This is a genomic window from Frankia sp. Mgl5 (assembly GCF_023242985.1).
Lineage (GTDB): Bacteria > Actinomycetota > Actinomycetes > Frankiales > Frankiaceae > Parafrankia > Parafrankia soli.
In genome coordinates this window covers 88808-103439 of record NZ_JALKFY010000002.1, presented here as the reverse complement: position 1 = coordinate 103439, position 14632 = coordinate 88808, and the positions used below count along the sequence as shown (strand labels likewise).

At 71.0% G+C, this 14632-nt stretch carries 12 protein-coding genes; 6 read left to right on the top strand and 6 right to left on the bottom strand.

Features of this window, described 5'->3' with window-relative positions; all coding sequences use genetic code 11:
- Positions 1-422, bottom strand: a 422-nt coding sequence (locus tag MXD62_RS01680; RefSeq protein WP_368862295.1) for a HAMP domain-containing protein, incomplete at its 3' end; no start/stop codon positions are given.
- A gap of 277 nt (positions 423-699) precedes the next feature.
- Here MXD62_RS01680 and MXD62_RS01675 point away from each other — a divergent pair.
- Entirely contained in the window at positions 700-3081 is a 2382-nt protein-coding gene (locus tag MXD62_RS01675) for a SpoIIE family protein phosphatase (RefSeq protein WP_248827664.1), read from the top strand.
- 53 nt (positions 3082-3134) lie between these two features.
- Here MXD62_RS01675 and MXD62_RS01670 read toward each other — a convergent pair whose 3' ends face one another.
- Complete coding sequence (locus MXD62_RS01670; protein ID WP_248827663.1) at positions 3135-4379, bottom strand: SfnB family sulfur acquisition oxidoreductase; 1245 nt, start codon at positions 4377-4379, stop codon at positions 3135-3137.
- Between the two features lie 211 nt (positions 4380-4590).
- Between MXD62_RS01670 and MXD62_RS01665 the strand changes: the two genes are divergently transcribed.
- Entirely contained in the window at positions 4591-4821 is a 231-nt protein-coding gene (locus MXD62_RS01665; protein WP_248827662.1) for a hypothetical protein, read from the top strand.
- Between the two features lie 97 nt (positions 4822-4918).
- Here MXD62_RS01665 and MXD62_RS01660 read toward each other — a convergent pair whose 3' ends face one another.
- On the bottom strand, positions 4919-6481 hold the full coding sequence (locus MXD62_RS01660) for an LCP family protein (RefSeq protein WP_248827661.1): 1563 nt from the start codon (positions 6479-6481) through the stop codon (positions 4919-4921).
- A 483-nt stretch (positions 6482-6964) separates the two neighbouring features.
- Between MXD62_RS01660 and MXD62_RS01655 the strand changes: the two genes are divergently transcribed.
- Positions 6965-8623, top strand: a complete 1659-nt coding sequence (locus MXD62_RS01655) for a carotenoid oxygenase family protein (RefSeq protein WP_248827660.1) — start codon at positions 6965-6967, stop codon at positions 8621-8623.
- A gap of 173 nt (positions 8624-8796) precedes the next feature.
- Entirely contained in the window at positions 8797-9240 is a 444-nt protein-coding gene (locus MXD62_RS01650; protein WP_248827659.1) for a PepSY domain-containing protein, read from the top strand.
- 110 nt (positions 9241-9350) lie between these two features.
- Here MXD62_RS01650 and efeB read toward each other — a convergent pair whose 3' ends face one another.
- The 3 genes from efeB to efeU all read right to left on the bottom strand — a co-directional run bounded on the left by efeB (position 9351) and on the right by efeU (position 12975).
- A complete protein-coding gene (efeB, locus tag MXD62_RS01645) occupies positions 9351-10826 on the bottom strand; it encodes an iron uptake transporter deferrochelatase/peroxidase subunit (protein WP_248827658.1) in 1476 nt (491 codons plus the stop codon).
- Positions 10823-12004 carry an iron uptake system protein EfeO gene (gene efeO / locus MXD62_RS01640; RefSeq protein ID WP_248827657.1) on the bottom strand — a complete coding sequence of 394 codons (1182 nt, stop codon included), beginning with the start codon at positions 12002-12004 and terminating at the stop codon, positions 10823-10825. The genes efeB and efeO overlap by 4 nt, the downstream gene beginning before the upstream one ends.
- An 86-nt stretch (positions 12005-12090) precedes the next feature.
- The gene (efeU, locus tag MXD62_RS01635) at positions 12091-12975 is read right to left on the bottom strand and encodes an iron uptake transporter permease EfeU (protein ID WP_248827656.1); all 885 of its coding nucleotides are present in this window, start codon (positions 12973-12975) and stop codon (positions 12091-12093) included.
- Positions 12976-13195: 220 nt separating this feature from the next.
- On the opposite strand from efeU, the gene MXD62_RS01630 reads away from it, so the two are divergent.
- Both MXD62_RS01630 and MXD62_RS01625 read left to right on the top strand, forming a co-directional pair.
- Complete coding sequence (locus MXD62_RS01630) at positions 13196-13624, top strand: BlaI/MecI/CopY family transcriptional regulator (protein ID WP_248827655.1); 429 nt, start codon at positions 13196-13198, stop codon at positions 13622-13624.
- Entirely contained in the window at positions 13621-14580 is a 960-nt protein-coding gene (locus MXD62_RS01625; protein WP_248827654.1) for a M56 family metallopeptidase, read from the top strand. Before MXD62_RS01630 ends, MXD62_RS01625 begins: the two co-directional genes overlap by 4 nt.
- Positions 14581-14632 lie beyond the last annotated feature (52 nt).

Genomic DNA, 14632 nt, shown 5'->3' with positions numbered 1-14632 from the left:
TCGGTGCCGACCTCCCGGGCCACCCGCGTCACCTCGTCCGCGAAACCCGAAAGCTGATCGACCATCGTGTTGATGGTGTTCTTGAGCTCCAGGATCTCGCCCCGGGCCTGCACGGTGATCTTCTGGGAGAGGTCGCCCTCCGCGACCGCCGTCGCGACCTGCGCGATGTCACGGACCTGGCCGGTCAGGTTCCCGGCCATCGCGTTGACGTTGTCGGTCAGGTCCTTCCAGGAGCCGGAGACACCCGGCACCTCGGCCTGGCCGCCGAGCTTGCCCTCGGTGCCGACCTCCCGGGCCACCCGCGTCACCTCGGAGGTGAACAGCGCGAGCTGGTCGATCATCCCGTTGAAGACGGTGGCGATCTCGTCCATCAGCTCGTCGCCGACGCACGGCAGCCGGGTTCCGAAATCCCCACCCCGCACGGCGGTGAGACCGGCGAGCAACTGACGCAGCGCCGGGTCGTCCAGCTGGGCCGGGGTCTGGTTACGCGCCGTTACCTCAGTCACCGTGTCGTCCTCCAGCCCGGTCGTGCGGCCGCTGTGCCAAGCGGCGCGAGAAGCGGCATGAGAGATGTCCCGATCCTCGCGGATGTCCCGCAGTAGAGTAGACGGATCAGGGCTCACTTCTTGGTTACATACCGCTGTCTGGTCGGACCGCCACTCCCCGAAACCCCACTACCCGGAGCGGACGAGGAGAGGCGTGTCCCGGGCGTCGCAGAGTAGCGCCGACCCCCGCGACCACGCCGCGACGGGGCTACTCCATGTGATCGCCCGTCAGCAGCGGGAGCTGGCGGAGCTCCGGGCGCGGTCCGCCGCCGACGCTCTGATCGACATGGCCGTCGGGGTCCTGGCCGAACGGCTGCGCTGCTCGGTCACCGAGGCCGGTGACCAGCTGCGCCGTCTCGCAGCCGCCTCCGGGATCACCCCGGACGAGTTCGCCGCCGAGGTGCTCGGCGGGACCACCAGAACACTCCATCGACCCCCGCTCGACGACGGCGCCCGGCGCCGCCTGTGGCTGGCCGAGGCCGCGGTCAGCCACGCCACCGATGGCTGCCCGGTCGCCGAGGCCGTGTTCACCGAGGTCCTGGCCCATCAGGGTGCCGTCGCCGTGGCCTTCTGGATGCTGGAATCCGATGGCGCGCTCACCCTGGTGGGCGGGACCGGCCTGGGGCCGCTCGAGGCGAGCCGGTGGCAACGCATCCCGCCGCAGCTGGACTGCGTGGCGATGCGCGCGGCCCGCGGCGCCACGCCGCAGTGGTGGCCCGAGGGCTCACCGCCCGAGGCGAACGATCCGACCGACATCCCGACCGACATCCCGGCGGGCGGCCGGGCGGCCGTCGGCTCGGTGCCGCGGGTGGGTCCCTGGCTCGGGGCGCGGGCGGCGCTGCCGTTCCTGCAGGCAGGCGCTGTCGTGGGCGCCGTGGAGATCTGCTGGCCCGCCCCGCTCGCGGAGTTCACCGCCGGGCTCCGACGCGAGCTCGTCGCGCTCGCGGACCTGTGCCTGCACGGCCTGCACCCGGGCGGCTTCTCCGCCGACACCCGCTCGGCGCAGCCACAGACCCTCGGCGGGCGAACGGCCTGGCTGCCCGCCCTCCTCGACGCCGTCGCCGGGTCGGTGCTGCTGGCCCACACGGTGCGCGCCGAGGACGGCGAGATCCTCGACTTCCACGTCGACCACGTGAACGAGGGCTTCGTCGACCCGGCCGGCAGGCACCCGGCCCAGCTGCGTGGCCGGCGCCTGCTCGACCTCTACCCGCTCATGGCCGCCGACGCCGGCCTGCTCGAGCGGGCCGTGGCGGTCGTGCGTACCGGCGAGCAGTACCAGGCCGACGGCATCGCCCTGCTCGTCCTGGTCGACGACGTGCTCGTCACCGAGGAGCTCGACGTCCGCATCGCCCCCTTCTTCGACGGAGTCGTGATCAGTTGGCGGCCGGTCGGCGGCGGTGGCGCGGGTGGTTCCCTGGCCGGCCACCTGCAACGCCTCGGCCGGTTCGGCGGCTGGCAGGAGGACGTCCGCACCGGGGCCGTGCGCTGGACCGACCACGTCTACGAGCTCTTCCAGCGTGACCGCACGATGTCACCCGTCCCGCTCGACGACCTCGATCCGCACATCCACCCGGACGACCGGGCGGCCGTGGACCACCTGCGTGACGCGCTGTTGCGGCTCGGCCGGGCCGCCTCGGGATCGTTCCGGGTCATCGGCAGCGACGGGACGCTGCGCCAGCTCCGCGCCTTCGCCGAGCCGGTGACCGACGCCGCCGGCGTGACGGTCGCCGTCCGCGGCATCTACCAGGACCTGACCAGCCACTACCGCACGCAGGTCGTCCTTGACGCCACCCGGGACCAGCTCGCCGATTCGGAGGCGCGGGCCGACGGCCAGCATCAGCTCGCGCTCGCCCTGCAGCGGGCGATCCTGCCCAGCTCCGAGGAGCCCGTCGACCTCGGCGGCCTCGCGGTCGCCGTCCGCTACCGCCCCGCCGAGCAGGAGCACCTTGTCGGTGGCGACTGGTATGACGCGGTCACCCTGCCGACCGGCGAGGTCCTGCTCGTCGTCGGTGACGTCGCCGGGCACAGCATCAGGACCGTGGCCGGCATGGTGACCCTGCGCAACAGCCTGCGCGGCCTCGCGGTCACCGGCGCCGGCCCCGGGCAGCTGCTGCGCTGGCTCAACAACGTCACCTACCACCTCACCGACAACATCACCGCCACCGTCATCTGTGGCCTTTACCGTCCCGCCGAGCGTGCGCTGCGCTGGGCCCGCGCCGGGCATCTGCCGCCCGTGCTCGTCCGGGACGGCTCCGCCCACGCCCTTCCGATGCCCGACGGGCTCCTGCTCGGCGTCGAACCCGATGTCGACTACCAGGAAACCGTCCACGTTCTTGAGCCGGACGACGTCCTGCTTCTCTTCACCGACGGCCTCATCGAACGCCGCGGAACCGGGCTGGACGAATCCCTCCACGCGCTGCTGCGGATCGCGGCCGCACCGGGCTTCGACGTCTCGCACCGGGCCGATCACCTGCTCGCGCACACCACCCCGGACACCGACGACGACACCTGCCTCATCGTCATCCGACAGACCTGAACAAGCCCGCGGGTGAGCATTCCCTGACGGTCGCACCGTCCGGGAACTCGACGTCAGAGCTGCCCGTGCCGGGGCGGCGGCGTGCCGGACAGCAGCCAACGTCCGATGTGCTGGATCTTCCATCGGACGGGATCGTGCAGGGTGTGGGTGCGTCCGTCACGCCAGTGCCTCGACAGGTTCAGCGAGCCCGCGGCCGAGCGGGTGCCGCCGAGCTCGAACAGGTCGGACGAGACCTGTACCGCCGCCCTGGCACTGGCGACCTTGGCGACAGCCGTCGCGATCGACGCCTGGGCGGTACTCGCCTCCGTGGGATCCCGCTCGGCCGCGTCGACGTCCGCCGCGGCCTGCGCCAGCAGGGCCTCGGCCGCGCGAACCACGACTTCCAGCTCGCCGGCCTGCTGCACGAGCAGCGGGTCGTCGGCGGCTCGTTCCGCGCCGCTTTCGAACCACGGGCGCGCCCTGGCCACCTGACCGACGGCGGCGTCCAGCGCACCGCGGGCGATACCGGCGTCGAGGGCCGCGTGCAGCACCTGCGCGCGGGCGCCGTAGGTGGTGGGGCCGTCGAAGATCGACGAGTAGTCGACCACCTGGTCCGGTGAGACGGGGACGTCGTCCAGGCGGACGGTACCGCTGGCGGTGGTGCGTTGGCCCATGCCGTCCCAGTCATCCTCGACGCTCACGCCCGGTGCGTCCCGCCGGATGTAGGCGAGCGCCTTCGGCACAGCGCCCTCAGGGGTATGCGGCGGCTGGTCGGAAAGCACCGCGCGGACGACAAGCCAGTGCGCGAACAGCGCGCCGGTGCAGTAGAACTTCTCGCCACGCAGAACATAGCCACCCCCGCCCGGCGCTCGGCGCAGGGTCGTCGCGTCGTCCGCGGCGGTCCTGCCGCCGCGCTCGGACTGCGCGTTGGCGAACCGCCGCCCGGCGAGCGCCTGCCCGAAGTAGAAGGCCTGCTGATCGTCGGTACCGCGCCGACGCAGGGCGTCGAGGAAGACGAAGTGGCTGTGCGGGATCTGGGCCAGGCTGGCGTCGGCGGTCGCGAGCACCCGGAACACCTCCGTCAGCGTCACGACCGAAACCTCGGCGCCACCGAACCTCGCCGGGACGGCGATACCGAGCAGCCCGGACACGGAGAGCTGGTCGATCTCGGGTGCGGGCAGCCGCCGCTCCCGATCACGGGCGTCGGCGTTCACCGCGAAGCCGGCCGCGATCTTCCGTGCGGCTTCCAGCGCCTCGCCCGCCGAGTGAATGACGGTAGGCGGGCGATCCCGGGCATCCGATGGCCGATCGGCGATCATGGGCACTCCAGACTGTCGACACCGCAGGTGACCGGCGCCGGTGCCGACCACACGTCGCGCAGGACCTTCGGCCGCTCCGACGGCGCGCCGACCCTCTGCCGGTTGTACTGCGACGCCAGAGGTATGGCGACGTCAGTTTCACGACGTCACCCGTCTCATACCGACAGTCCAGCCTCCAGGTGGCCGAGGGCCTGGTCGACGAGGGCGGAGGGTGACCTATCTGCGGCTGGAGGTCGTCGGCCCGCGGATGATCACAGTGGTCGGGGGCGTCGACCTCGTCGGCGACGACATCGAGCCGCGCATCGCGGTGCGGCTGCGCGAAATCGAGGCCAGATTGACGTCCTCACCCGCCGTCGTCCACTCCGTGCTGAGCCTGTCGGCTCCCGACGAGCCCTCCCTGACGCCCGAGGGGTCGCAGCCTGATCGCGATGAGTTTCGGTAATCGTCCCTGGCTCGGCCAGCTCGCGGCACCGTTCCGTCCCCGGCGAGAGACCGCGCCCGCCTCCCGATGAACCATGGCAGGCAGTGGGATTCCGGGATCAGAGAGTGCAGTTGGGAGGCGGTGGCGGCGGGCCCTGCGGCGCGGCGGCTGTCGGGGCCGGGGCCGCGGCCGTCGCGCCGGCGGCGGGTGTGGCACCCGCCATCGCCGGGGCGATGACGCCGGTGTACCCGCTGCCGAGGATGAGGTGGATCCCGGTGATGGTCGAGTCGGCGCGGGCGATCGAGCCGGGCACCGCCGCCTGCACCGTCCACGCGGCCTGCTGCTGACCAGGGCCGTAGCGCACCTGTGACGCCGCGCGGGGGTCGGCGTTGCCGGCGCTGGTCGCCTGGAACCCCTCCCGCACCAGCGCCGTCGTCACCTTCGCCGCCAGGCCGGACATGCCGGAGCCGTTGTAGACGGCGGCAGCGACCTGCGCGGGCGGGACGGTCACCGGACCGGGCGTGGCCGAGGCGGTCAGGTCCTCAGGCGTGACGCCGTCGACCTGGCCGCCCAGCGGAACGACGATCTTCGCGAGGTCGACCGGGTTGTAGAGCTGCACCGCGCCGAAGCCGGGCAGCGTTCCGTCGTTCGGGTTTCCGCCGTCGGCGCGGCCGGGCGCGCGGGTCAGCAGTGTCTCGACGTGCATCGTGCCGGCCGCCATGCCCTTCATCGACAGTCCGAGGGCCATGAGCTCGTCGAGTGTGGTGTTACCGAGGGTGACCGCGTCGGTCGCGGCCCGGAGCAGCGCCGACGACTTGAGCGGGTTCGTCAGGACGTCGCCGCTGGTGGCCTTGTGGAGCACGGCGCCGAGGAACTGCTGCTGGCGGTTGATCCGGGCGATGTCGCCCTGCATGAAGCCGTGCCGCTGGCGGACGAACGCGAGGGCCTGCTCGCCGTTGACGTGCAGGGTGCCCGGGCCGCCGGACCAGCCGCTCATCGTGTCGTTGGTGTTGGTGCTCACCCGCCACCGCCCGTTGTCGTCCTTGAAGCGGTCCTTGAAGTCCGAGGGCAGGACGCAGACGTCGACACCGCCGATCGCGTCGGTGATCTGTTTGAAGCCGGCGAGGTCGACCGACACGTAGTGGTCGACCCGCATCCCGGTCAGGCTCTCCATCATCTTCACCAACAGCGACGGGCCGCCGTCGGTGATCGCCGAATTGAACTTGCCCCGGTGCTTCTTGTGGAGCTTGCCGGCCGTGTCGGTGTACTCGGGAATGACGACGAGGGTGTCGCGCGGGAACGAGACCATCGTGGTGGCCCCGTCCTTGGCGACGTGGATCAGCATCGTGGTGTCGGAGCGCTGGCCGGCGACGAGCGAGGAGCCGCCGTACTCGTCGCCGGTGCCCGCGCGGCTGTCCGTGCCGACGAGTAGATAGTTCGCGACATCATGGTCCGCGGCCGGACGATCGTCACCCAGGTCGAGGTCGACGTGCGTGACGTTGCCGTTGGCGTAGGCGTACAGCGACCAGCCGCCCACACTGAACATCAGCACGGCGGCGGAAAGCGCGGCCGTGAGCACGGCACCGAACCGCCCACCACGGAAACGCCCGCGCCGGGATCGGCCGGACCCACCGTCACCACGCAGGCTCAGCTGGGAGGGAAGCGGCGCATCTCCTGGCACAGCCACGTCCCCTCGACATCCGCCCGATGTATCCGATTCGCGATGATAAGCGGGGCGGGACGGTACCGAGGGCGGAGGTCCGCGCCGGAGGGCGTCCGCGATCCCGCCCGTGGCGCGCGGGCCGTCCGCGAACAGGGCCCGGATCTCCGCGGACCGGTCCCGTCGTGGTGCCGACCGGCCGCCGGTGGAGTCCCGCGCACAACCAGGTCGACTTCGCCCGCCCATTCGCCAGCCACCTCATGACCGAGGAGACGGCCACCGAGATCGTCGGGTGGTCCGCGCACCCCTCCTCGCGCGGTGACGGGGCGGGAAACGCCAATCGATCCATCAAATAGAATTATTTCACCGGCGCTGCCGCGATGACGTACGGAGAATTTAACCGAAATCCGCGCCGCGCTCGCCGGAAGTATCCCCACCGGGCACATCCGGTCGCGACCAGAGTTCCGAATTCCGCGCGCCGAGCCGAACTCCGAGGGAAACGACATGGGTCATGCGCTTCACCACGCCCTTGAGCCGAGCGCCGAGTACAACGTCGACCTGACGGTGACTGCCGGTCGGTGGCCCGACGGGCTGGCCGGGAACGTCTTCGTCATCGGGCCGTCGCAGCCGACCGCCGTCGACTTCATGTTCGCCGGGCCGGGCCTGCTCACCCAGGTGGACCTCGAGACCAGGCACTGGCGGACGAAGCGGGTCGTCACGCCCGACCTGGCTCTTCTCGACGGCCTCGGCCGGGCGTTGCCACCGGCCGAGCTGGCGGGGCTGACCGCCGGCGGACGGCCGTCCCTGACCAACGTGTCTCCGCACTTCTTCGGCGACCGGCTGCTGCTCACCGGACTGAGCCAGCGGCCGGTCGAGTTCGACCCGGCGACGTTGGAGTTCAAGACGTTTCTCGGCGGGGTCGGTGAATACCCCGAGGTTGTCGCGCATCCCCTGTTCCCGGGTGTGCGGACGGCGGCGCACCCGGTCGAGGACCTCGACGACGGTTGCATGTGGTGGTGCAACACGAACCTCCATCCCCGGGGTTCGTCCACCTCCGACATGGAGGGGCCCATGTGGGTGGTGCGCTGGGACGGCCACGGCGACGTCGAGACGTGGCACGTACCCGGCGCGCACCTGACCCAGGGTGTGCACGAGATGACAGCGACCCAGGACTACGTGATCTTCACGGAGATCGGGTTCCAGCCCGAGCCCGGCACCGTCGCCGGACGTGGCCGCACCAAACCGCATCTGCCCTTCACCGACATCTACCTGGTGGCCAAGCGCGATCTCACCGTCGCCCGCAGGGGCCGCGGCGTGCCGGTGACCCACGCCCGCGTCCCGCGCGAGTCGTTCCACCATTTCGCCGACTACCGCCAGGACGGCGACAACATCACGATGTACCTCGCCCATTCGAACGGCTGGGATCTCAACTACACGCTCACCGATGCCGACAGCGTCTGGGGAACCGGCTCCGGCCTCGCCAAGGGCCTGCACGGTTTCGTCTCCGCCCCGGTGGACGCTTCACCGGTCGGCCGCTACGTGATCGACGGCCGAACCGGTGAGGTCAGGGACAGCCGTGTCTTCCTGGACCCGGAACGCCACTGGGCCACGCTTGTCTATGGGCGTGACATGCGGCGCCCGGGGCTCGAGCGCGGCCGCTACCTGTGGCAGTCGTACTGGGGCTGCGACACCGGGATGCTGGCCACCCGGATCGTCGAGATGTACCGGGATCACCCCTATCGCGTCGTCCCGGTGGACCAGTTGCCGTCACGGGAGATCCCGTCGTCCCTGGTGTGCATTGACCTGGAGACGATGACCGAACAGTCGGCCTGGTCATTCCCCATCGGCACCACCGGCGAGTCACCCGTGTTCGTTCCCGACCCCGCGGGCGGCCCCGGCTGGGCGGTGATTTTCGTTCACTACTCCGACCGGACCGAACTTCAGGTGTTCGACGCCCTGGCTCTCGGCGCGGGGCCCGTCGCCGTCGCCACCGCCGAGGGCCTCAAGCTGTCCGTCCAGTTCCACTCCGGGTATCTGCCCGACATCCGTCTGCGTGACACAGGCTACGAACGTTCGTTCGCGGCCGACCTCGGTGACGACTGGCGGGATTTCTCGCCGTCCGCCCGCGGTGTGATCAGCAAGGTGCTCGAGCAGTACGGCTGAGCGGAGGTTCGACCTCGATCCCGCCGAGCTGCCCGTCCACCTTGCCGAACGTGGCCTGACGCTGGTCTCGGATCGGTCCGCGGGATCAGTCCGCGGGCGATGCCGCCGCACACCATCTCGAACCAGTCGGTCGGCACGAGCCGGCAGCCGTCTTCTATCGCATCGCGGCAGGTGTGGACAAGGTGGACCGGATCATCGCCGCCGCGCGCGGGGCGGGCCTCGACGGACCCGTTGAGATCACACCACCGGCCGGGGCCGGCACGGCGTGGACTGTGGCCCAGACCGACCGGCGCTGGCCGGTACGACTCGACCAGATGGCGGTCGACCCGGCTGACGCCAGGGTGGTCAACGAGGTCCGCGGGGAGAGCTGGCCGCTGCTCGCACAGCTCACCAGGATCGGCATCGCCGCGCACATGGGCGAGCTGTTCGGGGTGGCCAACCAGATCCTGCTGGCCAGCCTCGCGGTCGACCTGGTCCTGATCACCGCCGCAGTCGGCTGGGCGCTGCCCGTGCTCGGAGTGACTCTCCTGGCCTTCCTCGCCCTCGACGCGACCGCCGGGCTGGTCCGCGGCCGGCGCCGCCAACGGACGGACGGGACCCCCGCCCAACCGGCGTGACAGGCATCAGACCCACGTGACGTCCACCCGCCGCGCCGGAAAACCAGCCAGCGGGTGGACCCACGGTAATCGGACTTGCTGTGGCACCTGAGGTCGCGACTGGCATCGCGTCAGGCGAAGAGCTTCTGGCCCCAGTACTGTCCTGGCTGGACGCCCGGCGGGCAGGCGTACAGGCCGCTGCCGACGTGCTGAATGTATTCGTTGAGCGCGTCGTTGGACCTGCCGGCCAGTGATTTCTGAATTGTGACGAACTGGGTCCGCGGGTCCCGCTGGTAGGCGATGAAGAACAGCCCGGCGTCGAGGCGGCCGAGGTTGTCGGTGCCGTTGGTGAAGGAGTAGCCACGGCGCAGGATCACGGCGCCGTTGTTCTGGGTCGGGTGGGCGAGCCGTACGTGGGCCTTGGTGTCGACGACCAGCTCTCCGGCGGAGTCCTTCGCCGCGAAGTCCAACGGGTCGAACTCGTCCCGTTGGCCGAGCGGAGCTCCGCTTCCCTTGGCGCGGCCGATGACCCGTTCCTGTTCGGTGAGCGGGGTGCTGTCCCAGGGTTCGATGAGCATGCGGATGCGGCGGCTGACGAGATAGCTGCCGCCGGTCATCCAGTCCGGCCCGTCACCGGGCTGGGCCCAGACGTGGGTGTTCATCGTGGCCGTGTCCTCGGCCTTGATGTTGGCGGTGCCGTCCTTGAAACCCATCATGTTGCGCGGGGTGGCCTGGCCGGTCGAGGTGGAGCTGGTGCGGCCGAACCCGAGCTGGGAGTAGCGCACCGAGGCGGTGCCCCGGGCGAGACGGGCCAGGTTGCGGATGGCGTGCACGGCCACCTGCGGGTCGTCGGCACAGGCCTGCACGCACAGGTCGCCGTCGCTGGAGGCCGGGTCGAGGGCGTCGCCGGGGAAGGCGGGCAGGTCGGCGAGCTGCGCCGGTCGCGAAGCGGCGATCCCGAAACGGTCCTTGCCGTTGGCATCGGTGAACAGGCTGGTGCCGAAGCCGAGTGTGAGGGTCAGCCGGGCGGGCGACAGCCCCAGTGCCTCACCGGTGTCGTCCGGCGGGGAGCCGGGCGCACCGGTGACAGCGCCGGTGCCGACGTCCAGCCCGGCGGTCATCCTGGACGCCGCGTTGGTCCAGGCGGTGAGCAGCGCGATCAGGTCGTCGCGGGTGGCCGCCGGGCTGAGGTCGAAGGCGGCGAAGTGCAGCCTGTCCTGTACCGGGGTGACGATTCCGGCCTGGTTCGAACCGAAGAACGGAATCCTCTGGCCCGACCCCGGCGACTCCTCCTCCGAGTTCGAGGCGACGAAACCGGCGGCGGTGCCGCCCGCGCCGACAGCCGCGGCGCCACCGAGGAACGCGACCATGCGGCGACGACTGAAACCGCGTGCCGCGGGCGCCGGCTGGCTCCCGCGGCCGCTGCGCGGGCCGTCGGCGGCGGCGGCGGCCGCCCCGGCGTCGCCCGCGCCGACGCCGAGGCCGTTGGAGGTGACGGCGGTGGTGGGGTCGGCGTCGTTCACGCCGGCGCCGCCGGAGGTGACGGCGGTGGTGGTGTCCTCGGCGGCGACGGCGTCCGGGCCGCTGGGATCGGGCAGTCGGCTCACTTGCTGGTCACGACTCCGGCGATCTGTCCGATGGGCTCGGAGATGGCGTCGACCTCGACGGCGAGGGCCTTGACCTCGTCCTGGGTGAGGCTGTCGTAGGAGATGTACGGGCTGCCGGGGATGTAGCCGCTGTCCCCCGGCTTGGCCAGGTGCTTGTCGAGCAGGCTGACCAGCGCGGGGAAGCGCTTGTCGAGCGTCGTCACCAGCTCCGGGTCCTTCTCCTGCAGGGCCGGGCGCAGCGTGCTGTAGACGTACTTGGCGCCGTCGACGTTGCCGGCGAAGTCGACCAGGTCGATGCGGGAGTAGCGCTCCTCCTCACCGGTGACCTTCGACGCGGCGACCTCGTCGAGCAACGACTTCGCCCCGTTGGCCATGACCAGCGGCGTGAGCTCCACGGTCTTGATCAACTCGTTGAGCTTGCCGACGTTCGTGGTCAGCGCCGTGGCGAGCGGCCGGGTCCCGTCCAGGGTGTTCCCCTCGAACAGCTTCTGCTCGATCGCGTGGAAGCCGACGAACGGGGTTTCGGGCGTGGCGTCGTCGATGCGCATGTCGATGAGCGGGTCGAGGTCACCGAAGGACTCCGCGATCGGCTCGATGCGCTCATAGTGCAGCCGGACGTTCGGGTAGGCCTCTCTGGCCTTGGCCAGGTCACCCGAGTTGATCGCCTCGACGAACCCCGCGGTGGTGTCGACCAGCGCCTGGGTCTCGGACCCGACGTACGTCTTGTACGAGGTGACCGCGGTCTGCAGGTTCTGGTCGAGCGTCTGCGCCGGCGCGGCCTCGCCGGTGACCGTGAGCGCGGTGCGGATGCCGTCGCCCACCATGCCGGGCTTGCACGCCACCTGGTATTTGCCGGCCGGCAGATCGACGATCAGGTTCCGCTTCGTCGACGGGCCGACGTTCTCGACCTCGCCCATGATCCGGTCGCCGTCGGCGTAGACGTACACCTCGGTGACCTGCGACGCGGTGTTGGTGACCTCGAAGGTGTGCCGGCCCGCGGGCAGTTCCGCGCTGGCCACCTTGCAGTCCTTGTCACCCGCGTTCACCGCGATCGGTCCCCCGCCGGCGCCGGACGAGCCGGCGTCAGTCGAGTTGTCCGACGAGCAGGCCGCGGCCAGGGTAGCGGCCACGACGACAGGACAGGCCAGGCGCATGACGCGGCCGACAGGCGATTTCACCGGTTCTCCTCAAGGTTTCTGGCGATGCGACAGATGGATCAGCCGTAAGTGGCGGCACCCGCCGCCGCGGTGGCCGTCAGCGGCCGTCAGCTGGTGGATCCCGACGGGACGGGCGGCGGCCCACTCGGCTCGCCCGGCTGGCTCGGCTGGCTCGGCTGGCCGGACCGGAGCCGATGACCGAGGAAGAACACGGCCATGACCGGGACGATGTAGGCGGTCCAGGCGATCGCCTGGGCGACGGTGGTCTGCGGGGTGAAGTTGAAGACGCCCTTGAGCAGAGACCCGTACCACGAGCCGGGTGAGATCTGTTCGCTCACGTCGAAGGCGAGGGTGTTCAGCCCGCCGATGACGCCGCCCTCCTGCAGGTCGTGGATCGCGTAGGACAGCACCCCGGCCGCGATCACGATCAGGCCGGCGCCCGTCCAGGTGAAGAACCGGGCGAGGTTCAGCCGGACCGACCGCCGGTACAGCAGCCAGGCGAGCACCACCGCGGTCGCGATGCCCAGCGAGAAACCGATCACCGGCTCCGTCGTGCTTCCCGCGGCCTGCACCGCCGACCAGAAGAACAACGCGGTCTCCAGGCCCTCGCGGGCCACCGAGAGGAAGGCCGTGAGGACGACGGCGAAGGTGCCCAGCTCCAGTGCCGAGGAGAGCCGTCCGTCCAGCTCCGCGCGCATACTGCGGGCGGTGCGACGCATCCAGAAGACCATCCCGGTGACGAACACCACCGCGATCGCGGACATCGTGCCGCCGAAGATCTCCTGGCTCCTGAAGTCCGCGAGCAGGCTCGTCGACGTGTACGTCAGCAGCGCCCCGAACGCGACGCTGACAGCGACCGCCAGGGCCACCCCGCCGGCGACGACCACCAGCCGGTCCCGTCGGCCAACCTTCACCAGGTATGCGATCAGGATGCTCACGACCAGCGCGGCCTCGAGGCCTTCACGCAGGCCGATCAGGTAGTTGGCGAACACGACACTTGATCCTCCAGATCAACAACTATCCGGCGATAGTTGCTGAAGGTTAGGCATACCTAATAGTTACCGAAAACGCAAGCCAACTTTCCGCCCGACATCGGACTGAGCTGGGGCAACGGGCGTTCGGCGGGCAACTTGCCCGCTCTGCGTGATGCCACAATCGCTGGGCGGCGCAACACGGCGATGCGACGCCGGACAACGAGCGACGGGAGGCACCGTGGCCGGTCGAGCCCGCCCCCGCCCGAGCGGGGGCCTGGAGAGCGAGGTCGTCGCCTGCCTCGCCGCGGCCGACGGGCCGTTGACCGCGGCGCAGGTCCAGGCCGAACTGGGCGATGACCTGGCCTACACGACTATCCTGACGACTCTGACACGTCTGTACGCCAAACAGGCCCTGACCCGCACCCCCCGCGGCCGCGCCCACGCCTACCAGCTGGTCGGCAACCTGCCCGAAACCCAGGCCGGGCTCACCGCGCGCCAGATGCAGAAGCTGCTCGACGCCGGCGGCGATCGCGCCACGGTGCTGTCCCGGTTCGTCGACAGCCTGGACGAGGACTCCGAACAGATCCTGCGGGACCTGCTCGCCCGACACCCCGAGCCCGACGAGAAGCCGCCGGGACCGGACACCCGGAACCGGAGACCGAGATGACGACGCTCACTCTGGTGTTCCTGCTCGCCCTGGCCCTGTTTCCGGCTGTCGTCGGCCTCGCCGGGAGCAGGGCCGCGGCGGGCGCGGCCCGGTACCTCCCGCCGGCGGCGGCGACCGTGCTCCTCACCACATTCGCGGTGACGGTGTCGGTGGCCGTCGAGACGATGCTGTCGCTGTCCGCGTACCTCGGCACGGTTGATCTTTTTCCCGCGGCGCACCCGCACGACTGGTCGACCCCGACCCTGCGCGCGACGCTGCCGATTCCCAACGCGGCCGGCCTGGCCACAGGGGCGCTGGCGGTCATCCTGCTCGGCCGGACCGGCGTCCACCTCGTCCGGGTCGTGGTGGGCGCGCGCCGGACCACAGCCGCGGCCGCGGCGTTGCCCGCGGTGGGCGGACTGGCGATCATCGACGACACCGCCGCGCACGCCTACGCCGTTCCGGGCCGCAACCGACGCGTCGTCGTCTCCACCGGCATGCTGCGCCTGCTGACCGGGCCGCAGCGTCGGGCGCTGCTCGCACACGAGCAGGCCCACCTGCGTCACCACCACCACCGCTACGCCCAGCTGACCCGCCTCGCCGCCGCGGCCAACCCCCTGACGGCACTGATCGCCCCCGCCGTCGACCACGCGATCGAGCGGTGGGCGGATGCCGCCGCGGTCCGCGCGGTCGGTGACCCGTGCACGGTGGCCCACGCGCTGGGCCGGGCCGCGCTCGGCCGGCCCGCGGCGCCGCCCCACCGCCCCGGCGCCGCCCACGATCATCCCCACGGGCTCGGGGCCGCCCACGATCATGTCGTCGACCGGGTGCGTGACCTGCTCGATCCGCCGCTCCGCCAGACCCGGGTGGGTGTCCTGCTGGCGGTCGCGACGATGCTGTGCTGGGCCAGCACCGCCGCGGTCGTCCTCTACATCCACGGCGTCATCGAACTGGCCGAAGCCACCGTTGCCCGCTGATCCGCATTCCTGGAACCGTGGGAGCCGCGCGTGCGCCTGGCCGCCGCGGTCT

Excerpts from the sequence above, each read along its gene's own strand:
- MXD62_RS01670 (WP_248827663.1), bottom strand. The coding sequence starts at position 4,379 with ATGATCGCCGATCGGCCATCGGATGCCCGGGATCGCCCGCCTACCGTC.
- MXD62_RS01655 (WP_248827660.1), top strand. The coding sequence starts at position 6,965 with ATGGGTCATGCGCTTCACCACGCCCTTGAGCCGAGCGCCGAGTACAAC.
- MXD62_RS01625 (WP_248827654.1), top strand. The coding sequence starts at position 13,621 with ATGACGACGCTCACTCTGGTGTTCCTGCTCGCCCTGGCCCTGTTTCCG.